Below are 19,805 nucleotides of genomic sequence, written 5' to 3'. Positions count from 1 at the left end.
CGTCCCCCGTCCGGCGGGCACGGCATGCTGCGCTGCGCCGTGCTCGACGACTACCAGGAAGCCGCGACGACCGTCGCCGACTGGAGCCCGATAGCCGGCCGGGTGGAGGTGGTGACGTTCACGGACCACCTCTCCGACGAGGACCGGCTCGCGGCCCGCCTGGCCGACTTCGACATCGTCGTCACCCTGCGCGAGCGCCTGTCCTTCCCGGCCTCCCTGCTCGACCGGCTGCCCCGTCTCGTGCTGCTCGTCGCCAGCGGCATGCGCAACTCGGTGATCGACTACGCCGCCGCCGCGCGCAACGGGGTCACCGTCTGCGGTACGGCCAGCTCCGGCACCCCGCCCGTCGAACTGACCTGGGCGCTGCTGCTCGGCCTGGCCCGGGGCATCGTCCCGGAGAACACCGCCCTGCGCACCGGCGGGCCGTGGCAGAGCACCCTCGGCGCCGACCTGCACGGCCGGCGCCTCGGACTCCTCGGCCTCGGCAGGATCGGCGGCCGCGTCGCCAGGGTCGGGCTGGCGTTCGGCATGGACGTGGTGGCCTGGAGCCGCAACCTCACGGACGAGCGGGCCGCGGAGGTCGGCGTGCGCCGCGCCGGATCCAAGGAGGAACTGCTGGCGGACAGCGACTTCGTCTCGGTCCACCTCGCCCTCGGCGATCGCACCCGGGGCCTGATCGGCGCACCCGAGCTCGCCCTGATGCGGCCGACCGCCTACCTGGTCAACACCTCCCGGGCGGCCATCGTCGACCAGGACGCGCTCCTCGCCGCCCTGCACGCGGGCCGGATCGCCGGCGCCGGCCTCGACGTCTTCGACACCGAGCCGCTGCCGGAGGAACACCCGCTGCGCACCGCCCCGAGGCTCCTGGCGACGCCGCACCTCGGCTACGTGACGCGGGCCAACTACGCCACGTACTACGGCGAGGCCGTCGAGGACATCGCCGCGTTCCTCGACGGCTCGCCCGTACGCGTCCTGCCGTGACGGACCGGGGCCCGCCCGTGCGGGCCCCGGCTGCCCCGGCCCCGGCGTCCCGGGGCCCTCCCGGTCAGGAGGTGATGTCCTTGCGGGAGAAGCCCCGGAAGGCCAGGGCGAACAGCACCAGGGCGTAGGACACCGACACCGCGGTCCCCTTGACCATCCCGCCCCACTCCAGCTGCGGTTGCAGCGCGTCCGCCCAGGCGAACTGCCAGTGCGCCGGGAGGAACTCCCGCCACGACCCCAGGGCCGTCACCGCGTCCAGCACGTTGCCGACGATCGTCAGACCGACCGCGCCGCCCACCGCGCCCAGCGGCGCGTCCGTCCGCGTGGACAGCCAGAACGCCAGCCCCGCCGTGACCAGCTGCGACACGAAGATGAAGGCGACCGCCAGCGCGAGTCGCGGCACCGTCTCCGAAGCCGCGAGTGCCCCGCCCGTGGGCAGCTTCAGCGGCCCCCAGCCGTACGCGGCCGTACCCGCAGCCAGTGCCACCACCGGCAGCAGCACCATCGCCGCCAGGCTGAACCCCAGCGCCACCACGAGCTTGCTCCACAGCAGCCGGGCCCGCGGAACCGGCGAGGCCAGCAGGTAGCGCAGCGAGGACCAGCTCGCCTCCGAGGCCACCGTGTCCCCGCAGAACAGCGCCACCGGCACCACCAGCAGGAAGCCCGCCGAGACGAACAGGCAGGTCGCGGCGAAGTTCGCGCCCGAGGCGGTGGCCGTGTCGATCAGGGTGATCCGGCCGTTGCCGCCGCCCGGGCCGTCGTCCGGCCCGCCGCCCACCGCGAACGCGACGATCATGATGAACGGCAGCGCGGCGAGCACCCCGCCCATGACCAGCGTCCGCCGCCGGCGCCACTGCCGCAGCGCCTCCACCCGCAGCGGCAGGGTCCGGCCCGGCCGGTAGCCGGGCGCGGTCTCCTGGACGGCACTCATGCCGAACCTCCGATCAGCGTCAGGAACGCGTCCTCCAGCCGGCGGTGCGGCCCCACTCCGGACACCGGCACCTCCAGCCGTACGAGTTCGGCGATCAGCTCCGTGGCCGTCGCGCCTTCGAGCCGTACGAGCAGCCCGTCGTCGGCGGCCACCACGGAACCCACTCCCTCCAGGGCCGCCACCTTCTCGACGGCCACCTCGTCCACCGGTCCCGCCAGCGTCACCAGCAGGGTGTCGCCGCCGCCGGTGATCTCCGCGACCTCGCCCGCCTGGACCAGCCGGCCGCGGTCCATGACCACCAGGTGGGTGCAGGACTGCTCCACCTCGGACAGCAGGTGGCTGGAGACGATGACCGTCCTGCCGCCGGCCGCGTAGCGGATCATCACGTCCCGCATCTCCCGGATCTGCGGCGGGTCCAGACCGTTCGTGGGCTCGTCGAGGATCAGCAGGTCCGGCATGCCGAGCATGGCCTGCGCGATCGCGAGCCGCTGGCGCATGCCCTGCGAGTACGTGCGCACGGCGCGCTCCAGCGCGTCGCCGAGGCCCGCGATCTCCAGGGCCTCCGCCATCTGCGAGTCCTCGGCGGGCCGGCCGGTGGCCTGCCAGTACAGCTCCAGGTTGGCGCGGCCCGTCAGATGCGGCAGGAAGCCCGCACCCTCGACGAAGGCGCCGACGCGGGACAGCACCGGAGCCCCGGCGCGCACCGCGTGCCCGAACACCCGGATCTCACCGGCGTCCGGGGAGATGAGCCCCATGAGCATGCGCAGGGTCGTGGTCTTGCCGGCGCCATTGGGCCCGAGGAGGCCCAGGACCTGGCCCTTCTCCACCCGGAACGACAGGTCGCGGACCGCGTACCGGTCCTGGGCCTTCGCGTAGCGCTTCGTCAGCCCCGTGATCTCCAGCGGTACGTCCGCCAGCGCGGGCTCCGGAGCCGGTGCCCCGCCGCGCCCTCCGCCGGTCCGCCGGATCCCGAGCAGCGCCGCGGCCAGCGCGACCGCGCCCAGCGGGAGCCCCCACGTCCAGGCGGGCAGCCCGGAGGAGGCGGTGCGCACCCCCGGGGCCACGGGAACGGTCAGGGGTCCCTCGGCCGTGACCGTGTACACGGCGGGCGCCGCCGGGGTCGCGTAGCCGAGGTCGGTCGCGGCGACCACCAGGCGCAGCCGGTGCCCCGCCTCGACCGCGTGGTCGATCGCGGGCAACCGCAGCGCGATGCTCCGGCCCTGCCCGGCGTCCTCCACCCGGACGGGGGCGACGAGCTGACTGGGCAGAACCTGCTGCCGGCCGTCTGGCCCCACGTCGTACACCTTGCCGAACAGGACGGCCGATCCGTCGGCGGCCGTCGACCTCACGTTCAGGGTGACGGTCGGGGTTCCGGTGATGCGCAGGTCCTTGGCCAGCGGCTCCGATTCGAACCGCGCGTTCTGCCCCGGGAAGTCCAGGGACAGCCCCGCGCCAAAGGCCGCGAGCTGTCCTCCGATGCCCGGCAGCGAGGACAGCGCGGGCGGCGCGCCGCCCGCCGGATTGGCGAAGCTCTGCTCGCGCCCGGACAGGGCGAACCGCTCGGGGCCGGAGGCGAGCCCGGGGTAGCGGTCGCCCTCGGCGCCGCGCAGCGTCACCTGCCCGTCGGTGGAGTCGATGCCGCCGGAGCGCGAGACGCGGAACGCCGGACCGGTGTCCGCGCCGCTGTCCTCCTTCAGGTAGCGGTCGAACCAGGCGGCCACCCGGGCGTTCGCCCGGCCGGCCTCCCGCATCCCGCCGTCGTGGCCGCCGGCCGCCCAGTCCACCGAGACGGGCGCGCCGTTCGCCGCGATGGCCGTGGCCATGGCATCGGCCTGGTCCAGCGGGAAGAGGGAGTCGTCCTGGCCCTGCACGATCAGGGTCGGCACCTTGATCCTGCCGACGACGGCGGAGGGGCTGCGCCCCTCCAGCAGGGCGCGGGCCTCGGCGTCGGGCTTGCCGGCCACCGCGACCCGCTCGTACATCGCGCACAGCTCGGGCTGGAACCGGCCGCAGCCGGGGGCGGCCGGAGGGTCCGCTGCCTGCGTTCCGCCCGGGGCCGCGTCCTGAGCGGCCGGTTGCCGCGCAGAAGGCGCCTGCCCGGCCGGGGCCCGCCCGGACTGCTGCAGGCCCTCGGCGGAACCGGTGGTGAAGAAGATCCCCGCCCACAGCTTCTTGAAGACGCCCCCGGGGAAGAGCGAGTCGGCGAGGTTCCAGTAGGTGATCTGGGGGGCGATCGCGTCCACCCGCGCGTCGTACCCGGCGGCCAGCAGCGAGACCGCCCCGCCGTAGGAGGCCCCGGACACGCCGACGCGCGGATCACCGGCCGCGTCGAGGCGCACCTCGGGCCGGGTCGCGAGCCAGTCGACGAGCCGCGAGACGTCCTTGACCTCGTGCTCCGGGTCGTTGAGCCCGATCCGGCCGCCGGAGCGGCCGAAGCCGCGCGCCGACCAGGTCAGGACGGCGTACCCGTCGCGGGCCAGTTGCTCGGCCTGGGCCCGGACGTCGTCCTTGCTGCCGCCGAAGCCGTGCCCGAGGAGCACGGCGGGCCGTTTCCCCCCGCCGTCCTCCCCGCCGCCCGCGGTGAAGTACGAGGTGTCGATGCCGGCGCCGGGCATGTCCAGGACACGGTCCTCGCGGTGTACGGCCGGCGGGTCGCCGGCGGCGGCCGCGGCGGTCCACGTACCGGCTCCCGCGACGACGGCGAGCGCGGCGGCGCCCGCGATCAGGCGGCTGCGGCGGCGCCGGGGCAGTCGGAGCTTCATGGGGAAACCCTAGTCGCAGGCCGCACCGTGCCCGAGCGCCCGCAGGGGGATGTCCCGCCCTTCCGGAGGAGTACGCGCGCCGCCCGGCGTACCGCGCCTGCGGTACGCCGGTCCGCTCAGCCCGTGTGCCAGTGGAACTTCCCGCCGCCGACCCACCGGACCTCGCCCGGGTCGTCCAGGTCGTGGATCGTGATGCCGAGGGCCGCGGCGGCCAGGAGCACGTCCGTCATGGCTCTCGCGGTGCCGACGACCTCGCCGTCGATCTCCACGATGCGGAACGGCGGGTCGCCGGGCTGTACGCCGCCCACGCTGACCCGCGCCGAGGAGATGTAGGGACTCGCGCTTTCCGTCATGCGGAGATCGCTTCCACGTCCGGGCCGGACGTAATCGCGGTCGGTGGCGCGCCCGGGTTCCGGGGCCGACCTGCGGGGCGCGCCGTCCGGCGGGAGGATGGCCGCATGCTGCTGGCCGAGGTCGCGCGCGTGTCCCGGGAGGTCGCCGAGACCTCCGCCCGCTCCCGCAAGTCCGCCCTCCTCGCGGAGGTCTTCGCCGCCGCGCCGCCCGAGGAGGCGGCGCTGGTGATCTCCTACCTGGCCGGACGGCTCCCGCAGGGCCGTCCGGGCGTCGGCTGGCGCGCGCTGGCCCGGGAGGTCGAACCGGCCGCCGCCCCCGGGCTGACCGTCCGCGCGGTCGACGAGGCGGTGTCCGCGCTGGCCGCCGTAGCGGGCCCCGGGGCGCAGGCCGAGCGGCGCCGCGTCCTCGACGGCCTGCTGGGGGCGGCCACCGGGGACGAGCAGGCGTTCCTGCGCAGCCTCCTCTCCGGCGAGGTGCGCCAGGGCGCGCTCGACGCCGTGGCGCTGGACGGGGTGGCCGCCGCCGCCGGAGTACCGGCGGCCGGCCTGCGCCGGGCCGTGATGCTGGACGGCTCCCTGCCCCGGGTGGCCGCGGCGGTCCTGGCCGGGGGCGCGGAAGCGCTCGGCGGCTTCACGCTCCGCGTCGGGCAGCCCGTCCAGCCGATGCTGGCCGCGACCGCCGCGTCGGTGGCCGAGGCCCTGGAGACGCTGGGGCCCTGCGCGGTGGAGGAGAAGCTCGACGGCGTACGGGTACAGGTCCACCGGGACGGGGACGGCGTACGGGTGTACACGCGCTCCCTGGACGAGATCACCGGGCGGCTCCCGGAGGTGGCGGAACTGGCCCGGTCGCTGCCGGGGGAGCGGTTCATCCTGGACGGCGAGGTCATCGGCCGGGCGCCGGACGGACGCCCGGTCCCCTTCCAGGAGGTGGCGAGCCGCGTGGGCTCCCGCACCGACGTGGAGGCGGCCCGCCGGACGCTCCCGCTGGAGGCCCGCTTCTTCGACGTCCTCGTCTCCGGGGACACCGTCCTGCTCGACCTGCCGGTGCGCGAACGGCACGCGGCCCTGGCCGCCCTGGTGCCCGAGACCGCCCGGGTGCGGCGGCTCGTCGTCGACGATCCGGCGGCGCAGACCGCCGAGGCCGAGGAGTTCTGGAGGCAGACCCTGCTCCGGGGCCACGAGGGGGTGATGGTCAAGGCCCTCGACTCCGTCTACGCCGCGGGCCGGCGCGGCCGGAACTGGCTGAAGGTGAAACCGGTGCACACCCTGGACCTGGTGGTGCTCGCCGCCGAGTGGGGCCACGGGCGGCGCACCGGGCTGCTGTCGAACCTGCACCTGGGCGCGCGGACCGCCGACGGCGGGTACGCCATGCTCGGCAAGACCTTCAAGGGACTCACCGACGAGATGCTGCGCTGGCAGACCGGCGCGCTGGGCGCGCTGGCCGTCTCGGACGACGGGTTCACCGTCCGGGTCCGGCCCGAGCTGGTGGTGGAGATCGCCTACGACGGCCTCCAGCGCTCCCCGCGCTACCCGGCCGGGGTCGCGCTGCGCTTCGCCCGGGTGCTGAGGCACCGCCCGGACAAGACCGCGGAACAGGCCGATACGGTGGAGACGGTGCTGGGGCAGGGCACGGCGGGCTGACGCCGGAGGCCCCGCCCCCGGGACGCGGTGCCGGGATGGTCCGTCGGTGGTCCGTCGCGGTGGTCACCGGCCAACGGACGGCGGAATTTGCCTCAGAGGTAAGGCGGATTGCCAGAAAGGCAAGTCTCTGGCTCAATCGGTACATGACACCCGGTCCCGCACCCGGCCCCGAAGACGCGGCCGACCCGCTCGGCAGCGCCGCAACCGCCGGCCGCCCCGGCACCGCCGACGCGGACCGCGGCCCCGACGAGCTGCCCACGGTGGCCCCGCAGCTGCGCGACCTGCGCCGCCGCGCCGGACTCACCCTCGAAGCCGCCGCCGCCCGGGCCCGCCTCTCGCCCGCCCACCTGTCCCGCCTGGAGACCGGCCGGCGCCAGCCCTCGCTGCCGCTCCTGCTCGGCCTCGCCCGTACCTACGGCACGACCGTCTCCGAACTGCTCGGCGAGACCCCCGCCGTCGCCGACCCCATCGTACGGGCCGGTGCTCCGGGGGCCCGCGAGGCCGACGGGTGGACGTACTGGCAGGCGGGCGGCTCCGGGCGCGGGATGCAGGCGCTGCGCGTGCACGTCCCGTACGCCGGCGGCCGGGAGGACCTGGTCCGCGTGCATCCCGGCGAGGAGTGGCTGTACGTCCTCAAGGGGCGGCTGCGGCTGCACCTCGGCGACGCCGAGCACCTGCTGGAGCCGGGGGACAGCGCGCACTTCGACTCGCTCACCCCGCACAGGATCGCCGCGGCCGGCCCCGACGGGGCCGACCTGCTGTTCGTCCACACGCTGCTGCAGAGCAGCCTCGCCGGGCTCTGTCTCGGCGGCGCGACCACGCACGACCGATAGCCGAGGAGCCGTACCCGTGTCCCAGGGAGAGAACATGCCGCACGTGACAGAGGCCGCGCAGCCCGCCGGGGCGTCCCCGGGAGCCGTGGAGGAGCCCGCGCCGACGGGCGTCCGCGCCCGCATCGAGTCGAAGTTCCCGCGCGGTCTGGTGATCCGGCTCATCGCCTACTTGTTCGTCGGCCACCTCTTCGCCTTCTTCGTCTACCTCCTCTTCGTCCTGGGCGCCGAGAACCAGTGACCCCGGGCCCAACTTTCCGCTCGCGGCTCTAGGAACCTGCAGGTCCTGTCGCTACCCTCCGCGCATGATTTCCACGGTTGTCTGGGGTACCGGCAACGTCGGCCGTTTGGCCATCCGCGCCGTCGAGGCCCATCCGGCACTGAAACTCACCGCTGTCATCGTCCACAATCCAGCCAAGGTCGGCCGCGACGCGGGCGAACTCGGCCAACTCGACCGCCCGTTGGGGGTCGCGGCCACCGACGACGTCGAAGCCGTCCTCGCCGCCGGCCCCCGGGCCGTGGTCTACGCGGCCTCCGGGGACGTCCGCCCCGACGACGCGCTGGCCGACATCACCCGGGCGGTCCGCTCCGGCGCCGTCGTCGTCAGCCCCGCGCTCTACCCGCTGTACGACCACCGCAGTGCTCCGCCCGAGTTCCGGGACCCGGTCCTGGCCGCGATCGCCGAGGGCGGCGGCTCCCTCTTCGCCTCCGGCGTCGACCCCGGCTGGGGCAACGACGTGCTCCCCCTGCTGCTCAGCGGGCTCGGCACCACCGTCGACGTGATCCGCTGCCAGGAGATCTTCGACTACTCCACGTACGACCAGCAGGACTCCGTGCGCCACCTCATCGGCATGGGCCAGCCCATGGACTACGAGCCCATGATGCTCCTGCCCTCGATCCCCACGATGGTGTGGGGCGGGCAGGTGCGGATGATGGCGCGGGCGCTCGGCGTCGAACTCGACGACATACGCGAGACGGTGGAACGCCGTGCACTGGACACCACCGTCACCACGCGGACCATGGGCACGTTCGAGGCCGGCACGCAGGGCGCCGTCCGCTTCGAGGTGCAGGGCATCGTCGAGGGCGAACCGCGCATCGTCATCGAGCACGTGACCCGGATCCACGCCTCGTGCGCCCCGGACTGGCCGTCACCGCCCGACGGGGGCGACGGCGCCCACCGCGTCGTCATCGAGGGCCGTCCCCGCATCGAGGTCACGATCGAGGCGACCGACGAGGGGGAGAACCGCTCCGCCGGCGGGAACGCCACCGCCGTCGGCCGCCTGGTCGGCGCCATCGACTGGCTCGCCGAGGCCGAACCGGGCCTCTACGACGCCCTCGACGTCCCCATCCGCCCCGCCGTCGGAAAACTCGGAAGGAAACAGCCATGAAGATCGACATTCCCGAAGGCCAGCACCCGATCGAGTACGTGTGGGGCGACATGGTCCCCGGCATCGGCATGGCGGCGGCCAACTTCTCGCTGTCCGTGTACGCCCACACCACCCTGGGCCTGCGCGAGTTCGAGGCGGCCCGGCTGCGCGTCGCGCAGATCAACGGGTGCGTCTTCTGCCTGGACTGGCGCACCGAGCGCGAGGGGGAGAAGGTCGAGGAGGAGTTCTCCGACGCGGTGACGGAGTGGCGCACCACCGACCGCTTCGACGAGCGGACCCGGCTGGCGGCCGAGTACGCCGAGCGCTACACCCTCGACCACCACGGCCTCGACGACGAGTTCTGGGACCGGATGACGGGGTCCTACAGCCAGTTGGAGATCGTCGAACTGACCATGAGCATCGGGTCCTGGCTCGCCTTCGGCCGGCTCAACCACGTGCTCGGCCTCGACAGCGTCTGCATGCTGCCGGGCCACTGACATGGGTCCGGGGCCGTTCGGCGTGTCCGACCGGCCCCGGCTTCCGTCCCCGCCCGCCCCGCTACAGGTCGGTGGCGATGATCTTCTCGATGTTCCGCTCGGCGAGCGCCGTGATGGTGACGAACGGGTTGACGCTGGTGTTGCCGGGGATCAGCGCACCGTCGATCACGTACAGGCCGGTGTAGCCGTGCAGACGGCCGTAGTTGTCGGTGGCCTTGTTCAGGACCGCACCGCCCAGCGGGTGGTAGGTGAGGTGGTCGCCCCAGATCTTGTTGAGGCCGAAGAGGTCGGTGCGGTAGATCGTCCCCTCCTTCTTGTTGATCTTGTCGAAGATGGTCTTGGCCATGTCGATGGACGCCTGCTTCCAGGCCGTCTGCCAGTTGAGGTCGACCTTGCCCGCCGCCGCGTTCCAGGAGAACTCGGCGCGGTGCGGGTTCTTGGTGATCGACAGGTAGAAGGAGGCGTACGTCTCGATGCCGGTCGGCAGGGGCGCGACCTCGGCGAAGGCCCCGCCCGCGTCCCAGTTGTCGATGCCGCCGCAGGGGATGGACGCCTGGACCTTGCCGGTCGCGTCCCACATGTGGTTCGCGCGGCCGCACATGACGTTGCCGTTGTCGCCCCAGCCCTTGCCGATCTCGTTGTTCAGGCGGGGCAGGACGCCGGTGGCCTTCAGCTTGACGAGCAGCTTGCTGGTGCCGACGCTGCCGGCCGCGAAGAACACCCGGTCGGCGGTCACGCTCTTGGAGGCCGAGACGCTGCCGTCGGTGTTCAGCTGGCTGAGGGAGACGGTGTAGCCGCCGCCCGGGGCGGGGGCGACCGAGGTGACCTGGTGGAGGGGCGAGATGGTGACCCGTCCGGTGGCCTTGGCGGACGCGATGTACGTCTGCTGGAGCGACTTCTTGCCGTAGTTGTTGCCGTAGAGGATCTCGCCGCTCACCGCGGACTTGGGGACGGTGCCGGCCGCCTCCTGCTTCATGTAGTCCCAGTCGTATACGTCCGGCACGAAGACGAAGGGGAAGCCCGAGCGCTGGGCGTGCTTGCGGCCCACGCGGGCGTACTGGTAGCAGTCGACGGTGTCGAACCAGGCCGGGTCGATGAGGCCCACTCCGAGGCCGGCGTTGGCGCGGGGGTAGTAGGTGTCGTACATCTCGTCGGCGTTCACCGAGGGCAGCACGGAGCTGAAGTTCTGCCGCTTGGGCGTCACGGCCATGCCGCCGTTGACGAGCGAGCCGCCGCCCACGCCGCGGCCCTGGTAGACGATGATCCCGCCCATTTCCTCGGCGTCGAGGATGCCCGTGTACTTGGGCACGTTCTTGTCGATCGGGAACCCGAGGAAGTTGCTGAGCGGCGCCTTCGTCTTCGTGCGCAGCCAATAGGAGCGGTAGTCCGGGTTGGTGGTGTGCGCGAAGATCTTGCCGTCGCTCCCGGGGGTGTCCCAGGCCATGCCCATCTCGACCATGTGCACGTTGACACCGGCCTGCGCCAGGCGCAGCGCCGCGACGGATCCGCCGTATCCGGTGCCGATCACCAGGACCGGGACGTGGGCCCCGTTGTCGATGGCGGCGTTGGCTGCCGACGCCTGCGCCGCATGGGCGGGGAGGACCTGGGCGGAGAGGGCGACGGCGCCCAGAATAGAACCTGTTCTTGCAAGAAATCCGCGCCGGGAAAAGCCGTTGGAGCCGTTTCTGGGCAGGGTGTTGTCACTCATGTGACGTTCCTCACTCTCGGCTGAATGAGAACGAGTTCTACTGCTACAGGCGTGTGAAGTCACTACATACCTATTGGTAACTTCGTAACTTCAGGCCGGTCGCGTCACAGGGGCTGCGGACTCCCGGCGCTGCACCCCGCCCGGGACCAGCAGGGACGCGACCGCGGCGAACGGGCGCCGGGTGGCGGTCAATTCAAGCCGCCACGGCGCCGCGCGGATCACCGCACCGGCGGCTGTCGCCCCCCTTGAGGGGGGCGCCGCCCCTTCATCTGCGGAGGGGGTCGGGGTTCGCGATGCCACAACGGGCCGCAAATTCACGACAGTCGGACGAATATTTCGCGCACGACCCTTGCTGTGTTCCTGCGCACCGCCCTACTGTCCCGGCCATGCCCCCAAGAAGAACGGCCGCCGTGCTGGCGGTGCTCACAGCGTCCGCGCTCGGCCTCGGAGCACTGGGCGCGGCCCCGGCGCTCGCCCGCCCGGACACCGCCCGCGCCGCCGCTCCCTTCGTCACCCGGGCCGGACTCGACCCCGCGCTCGTCGAAGGACGGGGCGCCCGCGTGGACTTCGCCGAACAGGAGGCGGAGAACGCGGTCACCGACGGCACGGTCATCGGCCCCGACCGGACGGCGTACTCGCTCCCGGCCGAGGCGTCCGGCCGCGCGGCGGTGAAGCTGACGCCCGGCCGCTACGTGGAGTTCACCCTGCCCGCCGCCGCCGACGCGCTCACCGTCCGCTACAGCCTCCCCGACGCGCCGCAGGGCGGCGGGATCACCGCCCCGCTCGACGTCACCGTGGGCGGTCAGAACCGCCGGACCATGACCCTGACCTCGCAGTTCTCCTGGCTGTACAACCAGTACCCCTTCACCAACGACCCGCAGGCCGACCTGCTGCACCCCGACTGGTGGATCACCGAGTGCGGCTGCGTCCCGGCGGCCACCACCCCGGCCCCGGTGATCGCCAAGCCCTTCCGCCCCCACCACATGTACGACGAGCAGCGCCTGCTGCTCGGCCGCACGCACCGGGCCGGGGAGAAGGTGCGCCTCACCGTCCCCGCCGGATCCGCCGCGGCGTGGACCGTGATCGACCTGCTGGACTCCCAGCTCGTCGGCGCCCCGCACGTGGAGGCGGTCGCCGCCAACGTGCTCCTCTTCGGCGCCGACCCGACCGGCCGCCGCGACTCGGCCGCCGCCTTCGACCGGGCGATCGCCTTCGCACAGCGCCACCGGCTGCCCGTCTACCTGCCGCCCGGCACCTTCCAGGTGAACCGCCACGTCATCGTGGACCGGGTCACGATCACGGGCGCCGGCAGCTGGTACACCACGGTCAAGGGCAAGGGCGTCGGCTTCTACGGCAAGGACGCCCCGGCCGGCGGCAGTCGCGACGTGCACCTCTCCCGCTTCGCCGTCGAGGGCGACGTCCGCGAGCGCGTCGACACCGACCAGGTCAATGCCGTGGGCGGCGCGATGAGCGACTCGACCGTGGACCGCATGTACCTCCACCACACCAAGGTGGGCATTTGGTTCGACGGCCCCATGAGCAACGTCAGGGTCACGCGCAACGTGATCACCGACCAGATCGCCGACGGGCTCAACTTCCACACCGGCGTCACCGACTCGCTGGTCCGGGACAACTTCGTCCGGGGCACCGGCGACGACGGCCTCGCCATGTGGTCGGAGAAGACGGCGAACGCCCGCAACACCTTCGACCGCAACACCGTGCAGAGCCCGAGCCTCGCCAACGGCATCGCCGTCTACGGCGGCGCGGACACCACCCTCTCCGCCAACCTCGTCGCCGACCCCGTCCGCGAGGGCAGCGCCCTGCACGTGGGCGCCCGGTTCGGCGCCGAGCCCTTCACCGGGTCCCTGCGGATCGCGGACAACACCACCGTCCGCGCGGGCACGTACGAACTGAACTGGAACATCGGACTCGGCGCGATCTGGTTCTACGCCCTGGACCGCAGCATCGACGGGGCCGACGTCCGGGCCGACGGGAACGCCTTCCTCGACAACACCTACAACGCGATCATGCTGGTCACCGACTGGCCGGTGAAGGACACGCACCGCATCGAACACGTCCACTTCAAGGACACCCGCGTCGACGGCACCGGTACCTCCGTGGTCAGCGCCCGCTCGGCCGGCTCCGCGACGTTCGAGAACGTCGACGCCCGCAACGTCGGCGCGGTGGGGGTCAACAACTGCGGCTCCTTCAACTTCCCCGCCACCGGATCGGAGTTCTCCCTCACCGACCTCGGGGGCAACGACGGGGGCGGCACCACCGGCCCCTGGCTCGCCGCCTGGGAGCTACCGAACACGCTCACCTGTGACGACCGCCCGCCGGTGGTGCCCCCGCCGCCGCCCTCCCGCTGGTAGGGCTCACCGCTCCGCCGCGCCGCGGGGTTCGAGCGGCGGAGCGGTGACCGCGCACTGCATACGGCACTGCGGCCGCGGGCGCGGCGTCCCGGGTGCCGGCTTCCGTACGGTCGCCCAGGCCAGTACGGAGCCGGCCACCAGGATGCCCGCGCACCAGGGCATCGCCCGGTCGAACGCCGCGTCGAACTGTTCCGCCGAGCGGTAGGCCTCGGGACCCATCCCGGCCAGCAGCGGCAGCGCCGCGACCGCGAGCAGCCCGGCCGCCCGGGCCGCGGCGTTGTTGATGCCGCTGGCCAGTCCGGCCCGGCCCGGGTCCACCGAGGCCAGCACGGTCGACGTCAGCGGCGCCACCAGGGTCACCATGCCCGCGCCCATCACCAGCAGCCCGGGCAGCACGTCCGGTACGTACGCGGCGTCCGGCCCCACCCGCAGCATCAGCAGCATTCCGGCCGCGCACAGCAGCGGCCCCACCGTGAGCGGGATCCGCGGCCCGATCCGTTCCCCGAGCTCCCCCGACCGGGCGGAGAGCAGCAGCATCAGCACGGTGGTCGGCAGCAGCGCGGCGCCGGACGCCAGGGCCGAATAGCCCGCCACGACCTGGAGCTGGAGCACGACGAGGAAGAAGAACCCGCCGAAGGCGGCGTACACGCACAGGGTGACCAGGTTGACGGCCGTGAACTGCCGGGAGGCGAAGATCTCCGGCGGCACCATCGGGTGGGCCCGCTTGTGCTCCACGTAGACGAACGCACAGGCCAGCAGGACCCCGCCGACAGCGGCGGCCGGCACCAGGGGGCTGCCGGACCGCGCCTCGATCAGCGCGTAGGTCATCAGTGCGAGCGCCGCCGCGGCCAGCACCGCGCCCATGACGTCGAACCGCCCGTGCGCCCGCGGGTCACGGGACTCCGGTACGTGCCGCAGCGCCACCGGGACGCACAGCGCGGCCACCGGCACGTTCAGCAGGAACACCCAGCGCCAGCCGGGCCCGTCCACCAGCCAGCCGCCGAGGAAGGGCCCGACGGCCGCTCCCACCCCGCCGAGTCCCGACCACAGGCCCACCGCGCGGCCCCGGTCGCCGGCCCGGATCGAGGCCTGGATCAGGGCGAGGGAGCCGGGGGTGAGCAGGGCCCCGCCGATTCCCTGCAGGGCCCGGGCGGCGATCAGCACCCCGGCGTTCGGCGCGATCCCGCACAGCAGGGAGGCCGCCGCGAACCACACCACGCCCAGCACGAAGACGCGCCTGCGCCCGAAGCGGTCGCCGAGGGCGCCGCCGACCAGGATCAGGCCCGCCAGGGTCAGCAGGTAGGCGTTGACCGTCCACTGCAGCACGGCCAGGTCGGCGCCGAGGTCCTCGCCGATGGCGGGAAGGGCCACGTTCACCACGGTGGAGTCCAGCAGGGCCATGGCGGAACCGAGCACGGTGGTCAGCAGGATCCACCGGCCGCGCGCGGAGGCCAGCCGGACGCCGGGGACCTGGTCGGGGGGCCCGACGGAGGGTCCGGCGGGGGAGCCGCCGGGGGGTCCGGACGGCGGATCGGCGGGATGCCCCGCCGTCGGGCCGACGGGGGGTTCCACGGGCGGGTCGGCGGGCGGGTCGGCGGGGGCTGTCATGCCTTCAGGCTGGCCCGCGCGGCCGGGAAGGGCCACCGGGCCGCCGCACCGGCCGCTCCACCGGCGGCCACTACGGCTCATTAGGCCCTCTTGTAATGAGCATGGCACCTCGATCACCATGACCCGCGCACGTCACACGCACATCTTTCCCGCACATCCCGCACATGGCGTACGAGGAGACAACACGTGGCACAACTCGCCAGACGACCCTTGCGCGCGGCGCTCGCCGCTCTCACCGCGGTCCTGCTCTTACCCGTCGGCGCGGGCGTCGCCGCGGCCGCGCCGGAACCCGGCCCCGCGCCGAGCGCGGCCGAGCGCAAGATCGAGCCGAAGCTCCGTGCCCAGCTCGACGAATCCGCCAAGGCCGTCTTCTGGGTCTACCTGGACAGCGCCGCCGACCTGACCGCCGCGGGTAAACAGCAGACCCGCGCCGCCAAGGCCGAGACCGTGCTGCGGACCAAGAAGGCCCACGCGGCCCGCAGCCAGGCCGACGTCCTCAAGGCCCTGGACGGCGCCAAGGCCGAGTACACCTCGTACTGGATCGTCAACGCCGTCCGTGTCGTCGGCAGCGAGAAGCTCGCCGGTACCCTCGCCCAGCGCCCCGAGGTCGCCCGGATCGACGCCGACGACAAGGTCGCCCTCCCGAAGCCCGCCGACGGCAAGCGGGAGAAGGCGGCGGCCGACGCCGTCGAGTGGAACATCGACCGGATCAAGGCCCCCCAGGTGTGGGACCAGGCCGGCGTGCGGGGCGAGGGCATCGTCGTCGCCAACATCGACAGCGGCGTGGACCACACCCACCCGGCGGTCAACAACCAGTACCGCGGCAAGAGCGCGGACGGGACCTACGACCACAACTACAACTGGTTCGACCCGGCCGGCGTCTGCACCACCGCCGCCCCCTGCGACAACAACGACCACGGCACCCACACCATGGGCACCATGGTCGGCGACGACGGCGGCGCCAACAAGATCGGCGTGGCACCGGGGGCCAAGTGGATCGCCGCCAAGGGCTGCGAGACCAACTCCTGCTCCGAGGCCTCCCTGCTCGCCTCCGGCCAGTGGATCGTCGCCCCGACCGACCTCAACGGCCAGAACCCCCGGCCCGACCTGGCCCCGCACATCGTGAACAACTCGTGGGGCAGCTCGGCGCACGACGACTGGTACCAGCAGATCGTCGACACCTGGCGCGCCGCCGGCATCTTCCCGGCGTTCAGCAACGGCAACGCCGGCCCCGGCTGCTCCACCAGCGGCTCACCCGGTGACTACGCGAGCTCCTACAGCTCCGGCGCCTTCGACATCAACAACACCATCGCCTCGTTCTCCTCGCGCGGCGCGGGTCCCGGCGGCATCATCAAGCCGAACATCGCCGCCCCCGGCGTGAACGTCCGCTCCTCCGTGCCCGGCGGCGGCTACGAGGCCTTCTCCGGTACGTCCATGGCCTCCCCGCACACCGCGGCCACCGTGGCCCTGCTCTGGTCCGCCGCGCCCGCCCTCGAAGGGGACATCGCGCAGACCGAGGCGCTCCTGGACGGCACCGCCCAGGACACCGACAACGGACAGTGCGGCGGCACGGCCGCGGACAACAACGTCTTCGGCGAGGGCAAGCTCGACGCCCTCGCCGCCGTGAACGCCGCCCCGCGCGGCGCGATCGGCGCGCTCGGCGGCACCGTCCGCTCCGGCGGCGAGCCCGTCGCGGGCGTGAAGGTCACCGCCGACGGCCCGATCGACCGGACGACGACCACGGGCGCCGACGGCAGCTACGCCTTCGCCTCCCTCTCGGTCGGCGAGTACGCCCTGACGGCCTCCAAGTTCGGCTACGGACAGCAGAGCGCCACCGCGACGGTGACCGAGAACGCCACCGCCACCGGCGACTTCACCCTCACCCAGGCCGCCTCCGGCAAGCTCACCGGCACGGTCTCCTCCGCCGCCGGCCCCGCCGCGGGCGCCACCGTCACCGTCGCCGACACCCCGGTGACGGCGACGACCGACGCGCAGGGCCGCTTCGAGGTCACCCTCCCGCACGGCACGTACACCGTGAACGCCACCCACACCTCGCGGTGCGTGACCGGCGGCTCGGCGCAGGTGACCGTCGCGGGCGACACGACCGTCGCGGTCGGCCTGCCCGAACGCACCGACGGCTACGGCTACGCCTGCGCCGCCGCCGGCGATCGCCCGTACACCCCGGGCAGCCGTCAGCTCGCCCTGACCGGCGACAACACCACCGAGCGCGTCGACCTGCCGTTCCCGCTGCCGCTGTACGGAAAGACGTACGGGCAGGCCTGGATCGGCACCAACGGCACCGTCAGCTTCGGCGGCAACAACACCGGTGACATCAACGGGGACATCCCGAGCACGGCCACGCCCAACGCGGCCCTCTACCCGTTCTGGGACGACCTCGTCGTCGGCGCGGCGGGCAGCGGCTCCGGCGTCTTCACCGCGGTCACCGGCACCGCCCCGCACCGCAGCTACGTGATCGAGTGGCGCGAGGTGTCCCACTGGTCGGCGCAGGCCGACAAGTTCTCCTTCTCGGCGGCCATCGGCGAGGACGGCACCGTCACCTACGCCTACAAGGGCACCGGCGGCACCGGCATCAAGGGCGGCTCCACGGCCACCGTCGGCGTGGAGAACGCGACCGGAAGCGACGCGTTCAAGTACTCCTTCAACACCCCCGTCATCACCGACGGCCTCTCCATCGCCTTCCGCACCACCAGGAGCGGTGTGGTGGCGGGCCGGGTGCTCGACGCCAACGACGGCAACGGGATCGCCGGCGCCACGGTGAGCGTCGGCACGGGCGACGCGGCGGTCTCGGCGACCACGGCGGCGGACGGCGGGTACGTCGTCCAGAGCCCCTCGGGCCCGACCTCCGTCGCCGTCTCCGCACCCCAGTACGAAGCCGTCACCGCGGCGGTGGTCGTCAAGGCCGCCGACGTCACGGCGGTGACGCAGTCCCTGCGCACGGGGCGCGTGACCGCGTCCCAGCCGGCCGTGGAGGTCGTCCTGCCGACCGACCGGAAGCGGACCCGGACCCTCGACCTGACGAACCCCGGCCTCGGCACGGCGTTCGGCGTGGCCGAGGACGCGGCCTGGCTGACGGCGACCCCCGCCACCGGGAACCTCCCGACCGGCGGCAAGGTGCCGGTCACGCTCGCCGTCGACACCGCCGGCCTGGCCCCGGGCACGGTCCTGACCGCCGACCTGCGGATCACCTCGGCGAGCGGCCGCAACCCGGTCCTCACCGTTCCGGTCAAGGTCGTCGTCCCGCGCTACCAGGTCGCCCTGGACGCGGGCTCCGACTACGCGGGCACGGACGCCCTGGGCGACCCCTGGTCCCCGGACCGCAAGTACACCGCCGGCTCCTACGGCTACCAGGGCAACGCCTCCGTCCAGGCCACCGGCCGCACCATCGCCGGCACGGCCGACCAGAAGCTGTACCGCAACGCCCGTGAGGGCATGTACGAGTACCGCTTCGACAACGTCCCGAACGGGACCTACACGGTCGAGCTGGGCTTCGCCGAGCTCTCCTCCACCAAGCCGAACAAGCGCGTCTTCGACGTCCTGGCCGAGGGCGCGCAGGTCCTGCCCTCCCTCGACATCTCGCTGGAGGCGGGCACCTACACGGCCCTGACCCGCACTTACACGGTCACGGTCACCGACGGGGTCCTCAACATCCGCTTCGTCACGCACGGCGGGTTCGGCAAGCCCCTGCTGAACGCCCTCCGGGTGACGGACCGCCCCGACAAGAGCTGACCGCACCGGTCGTGACGGGGGGCGGGGTGCCGGTCGGCACCCCGCCCCTCCCGTACGCCCCGCACCGCACGGCCCGGCATTCGGGTGGCGGGGCCGGGCCTGCGGCGTGACGCAGCGGGCGGACCGGTGCCGGTTCGCTAGCGTGACCGACCATGACGCTCCTGAGCGACCAGGCCGAGGACATCCGCGCGCTCGTGGAGTCCGCCGACCCCGGCGCGGTCTGGGCCGTCGGCGGACCCGAAGGCGTCCACGCGGCGTCCCACGGCCGGACCGGCGGACCCGCCGCGGCCACCGCGGCCTCCCCACGCGCTCCGGACGATGACGATGACGATGACGATGACAACGACGACGCCGCCGGAGCGGAGCCGGAGGACCTCGACGTCGACGGCCTCGCCACCGTCCTGGCCCTGTGGCCGGCCCTCGGCAGCCTCGTCGCCGACGGCGCGCTCCACCTGCACACCCCCCTGACCGCGTACGGGGACACCACGTCCGTCCCCGGCACCACCGCACACCACCTGCTGACCCACCCCGAGGGGACCGCCGCCCTCACCCGGCTCGCCGAGACCCTCGCGGGCACTTCCCTCGCCGAACTCGCCGCGACCCGCGTCTGGCAGCCCCTCGGCATGACCCGCACCCGCTTCGCCGACGGCACCCTCCGGGCCCCGCTCGCCGACCTCGTCCGCTTCCCGTGCCACCTCCTGGCCCCGGACGGGCCGGGCGTCGCCCCCGCCTGGACCGCCGAGTCCCTCCGCATCCGCACCGGTGAACTCACCCCCGCCCGCGGCCTCCTCTGGCACCCGGCGCCCCACGGGGTCTGGGCCCACCACGCTCCGGCGGCCGACGCCCCCGCCCTCTGGGTCGCCCCGCGCCTGCGCCGCTGGGCGGTCCTCCTCCCGGCCTCCGCCCCCACCCCCCTCCGCACCGCCTTCCGCGAAGCCGCCTTCACCCCACCACCAGGCTGAGCACCGCGGGCGGGCCGGGATACGCTTCCGCCATCGCGCCCGGGAG

Annotated in this window: 14 protein-coding genes; 9 read left to right on the top strand and 5 right to left on the bottom strand. The window is 73.5% G+C overall.

The genetic code is table 11. The features are described from left to right. The first annotated feature begins 24 nt into the window (after positions 1–24). A complete protein-coding gene (locus tag ACZ6S8_RS16575) occupies positions 25–981 on the top strand; it encodes a D-2-hydroxyacid dehydrogenase family protein (RefSeq protein WP_469456515.1) in 957 nt (318 codons plus the stop codon). A gap of 64 nt (positions 982–1,045) precedes the next feature. Here ACZ6S8_RS16575 and ACZ6S8_RS16570 read toward each other — a convergent pair whose 3' ends face one another. From ACZ6S8_RS16570 to ACZ6S8_RS16560, 3 genes are all read right to left on the bottom strand, one after another. Next, on the bottom strand, positions 1,046–1,912 hold the full coding sequence (locus ACZ6S8_RS16570; RefSeq protein WP_267719297.1) for an ABC transporter permease: 867 nt from the start codon (positions 1,910–1,912) through the stop codon (positions 1,046–1,048). Further along, positions 1,909–4,674 (bottom strand): alpha/beta fold hydrolase, encoded by a 2,766-nt coding sequence (locus ACZ6S8_RS16565; protein WP_469456292.1) that lies wholly within the window; start codon positions 4,672–4,674, stop codon positions 1,909–1,911. The genes ACZ6S8_RS16570 and ACZ6S8_RS16565 overlap by 4 nt, the downstream gene beginning before the upstream one ends. 116 nt (positions 4,675–4,790) lie before the next feature. Further along, positions 4,791–5,027 (bottom strand): hypothetical protein, encoded by a 237-nt coding sequence (locus ACZ6S8_RS16560; protein WP_469456290.1) that lies wholly within the window; start codon positions 5,025–5,027, stop codon positions 4,791–4,793. 105 nt (positions 5,028–5,132) lie between these two features. Between ACZ6S8_RS16560 and ACZ6S8_RS16555 the strand changes: the two genes are divergently transcribed. From ACZ6S8_RS16555 to ACZ6S8_RS16535, 5 genes are all read left to right on the top strand, one after another. Next, positions 5,133–6,668, top strand: coding sequence for an ATP-dependent DNA ligase (locus tag ACZ6S8_RS16555; RefSeq protein ID WP_469456288.1), 1,536 nt, complete (start codon positions 5,133–5,135; stop codon positions 6,666–6,668). Positions 6,669–6,811: 143 nt separating this feature from the next. Then, positions 6,812–7,501, top strand: coding sequence for a helix-turn-helix domain-containing protein (locus tag ACZ6S8_RS16550; protein ID WP_469456287.1), 690 nt, complete (start codon positions 6,812–6,814; stop codon positions 7,499–7,501). A gap of 34 nt (positions 7,502–7,535) precedes the next feature. Further along, on the top strand, positions 7,536–7,739 hold the full coding sequence (locus ACZ6S8_RS16545; RefSeq protein WP_469456285.1) for a DUF6126 family protein: 204 nt from the start codon (positions 7,536–7,538) through the stop codon (positions 7,737–7,739). Positions 7,740–7,803: 64 nt separating this feature from the next. After that, positions 7,804–8,886 (top strand): NAD(P)H-dependent amine dehydrogenase family protein, encoded by a 1,083-nt coding sequence (locus tag ACZ6S8_RS16540; RefSeq protein WP_469456283.1) that lies wholly within the window; start codon positions 7,804–7,806, stop codon positions 8,884–8,886. After that, on the top strand, positions 8,883–9,362 hold the full coding sequence (locus tag ACZ6S8_RS16535; protein WP_469456281.1) for a carboxymuconolactone decarboxylase family protein: 480 nt from the start codon (positions 8,883–8,885) through the stop codon (positions 9,360–9,362). The genes ACZ6S8_RS16540 and ACZ6S8_RS16535 overlap by 4 nt, the downstream gene beginning before the upstream one ends. Positions 9,363–9,423: 61 nt before the next feature. Here ACZ6S8_RS16535 and ACZ6S8_RS16530 read toward each other — a convergent pair whose 3' ends face one another. Further along, on the bottom strand, positions 9,424–11,070 hold the full coding sequence (locus tag ACZ6S8_RS16530) for a GMC oxidoreductase (protein ID WP_469456279.1): 1,647 nt from the start codon (positions 11,068–11,070) through the stop codon (positions 9,424–9,426). Positions 11,071–11,456: 386 nt separating this feature from the next. On the opposite strand from ACZ6S8_RS16530, the gene ACZ6S8_RS16525 reads away from it, so the two are divergent. Beyond that, positions 11,457–13,442: a glycosyl hydrolase family 28-related protein gene (locus ACZ6S8_RS16525; RefSeq protein WP_469456278.1), complete on the top strand. Its 1,986-nt coding sequence runs from the start codon at positions 11,457–11,459 to the stop codon at positions 13,440–13,442. Positions 13,443–13,445: 3 nt separating this feature from the next. Here ACZ6S8_RS16525 and ACZ6S8_RS16520 read toward each other — a convergent pair whose 3' ends face one another. Next, positions 13,446–15,050: an MFS transporter gene (locus tag ACZ6S8_RS16520; RefSeq protein WP_469456276.1), complete on the bottom strand. Its 1,605-nt coding sequence runs from the start codon at positions 15,048–15,050 to the stop codon at positions 13,446–13,448. A 186-nt stretch (positions 15,051–15,236) separates the two neighbouring features. On the opposite strand from ACZ6S8_RS16520, the gene ACZ6S8_RS16515 reads away from it, so the two are divergent. Together ACZ6S8_RS16515 and ACZ6S8_RS16510 are read left to right on the top strand one after the other, a co-directional pair. Next, entirely contained in the window at positions 15,237–18,797 is a 3,561-nt protein-coding gene (locus tag ACZ6S8_RS16515; protein ID WP_469456274.1) for a S8 family serine peptidase, read from the top strand. A 152-nt stretch (positions 18,798–18,949) separates the two neighbouring features. Continuing rightward, the gene (locus ACZ6S8_RS16510) at positions 18,950–19,759 is read left to right on the top strand and encodes a hypothetical protein (RefSeq protein ID WP_469456272.1); all 810 of its coding nucleotides are present in this window, start codon (positions 18,950–18,952) and stop codon (positions 19,757–19,759) included. The last annotated feature ends 46 nt before the right edge of the window (positions 19,760–19,805 follow it).

This window comes from Streptomyces sp. NPDC048461, assembly GCF_055587105.1.
This window is presented reverse-complemented; position numbering and strand designations above follow the sequence as displayed.

Coding starts and splice junctions, on each gene's coding strand:
- ACZ6S8_RS16575 (WP_469456515.1), top strand. CDS start 25: ATGCTGCGCTGCGCCGTGCTCGACGACTACCAGGAAGCCGCGACGACC.
- ACZ6S8_RS16570 (WP_267719297.1), bottom strand. CDS start 1,912: ATGAGTGCCGTCCAGGAGACCGCGCCCGGCTACCGGCCGGGCCGGACC.
- ACZ6S8_RS16565 (WP_469456292.1), bottom strand. CDS start 4,674: ATGAAGCTCCGACTGCCCCGGCGCCGCCGCAGCCGCCTGATCGCGGGC.
- ACZ6S8_RS16560 (WP_469456290.1), bottom strand. CDS start 5,027: ATGACGGAAAGCGCGAGTCCCTACATCTCCTCGGCGCGGGTCAGCGTG.
- ACZ6S8_RS16555 (WP_469456288.1), top strand. CDS start 5,133: ATGCTGCTGGCCGAGGTCGCGCGCGTGTCCCGGGAGGTCGCCGAGACC.
- ACZ6S8_RS16550 (WP_469456287.1), top strand. CDS start 6,812: ATGACACCCGGTCCCGCACCCGGCCCCGAAGACGCGGCCGACCCGCTC.
- ACZ6S8_RS16545 (WP_469456285.1), top strand. CDS start 7,536: ATGCCGCACGTGACAGAGGCCGCGCAGCCCGCCGGGGCGTCCCCGGGA.
- ACZ6S8_RS16540 (WP_469456283.1), top strand. CDS start 7,804: ATGATTTCCACGGTTGTCTGGGGTACCGGCAACGTCGGCCGTTTGGCC.
- ACZ6S8_RS16535 (WP_469456281.1), top strand. CDS start 8,883: ATGAAGATCGACATTCCCGAAGGCCAGCACCCGATCGAGTACGTGTGG.
- ACZ6S8_RS16530 (WP_469456279.1), bottom strand. CDS start 11,070: ATGAGTGACAACACCCTGCCCAGAAACGGCTCCAACGGCTTTTCCCGG.
- ACZ6S8_RS16525 (WP_469456278.1), top strand. CDS start 11,457: ATGCCCCCAAGAAGAACGGCCGCCGTGCTGGCGGTGCTCACAGCGTCC.
- ACZ6S8_RS16520 (WP_469456276.1), bottom strand. CDS start 15,050: ATGACAGCCCCCGCCGACCCGCCCGCCGACCCGCCCGTGGAACCCCCC.
- ACZ6S8_RS16510 (WP_469456272.1), top strand. CDS start 18,950: ATGACGCTCCTGAGCGACCAGGCCGAGGACATCCGCGCGCTCGTGGAG.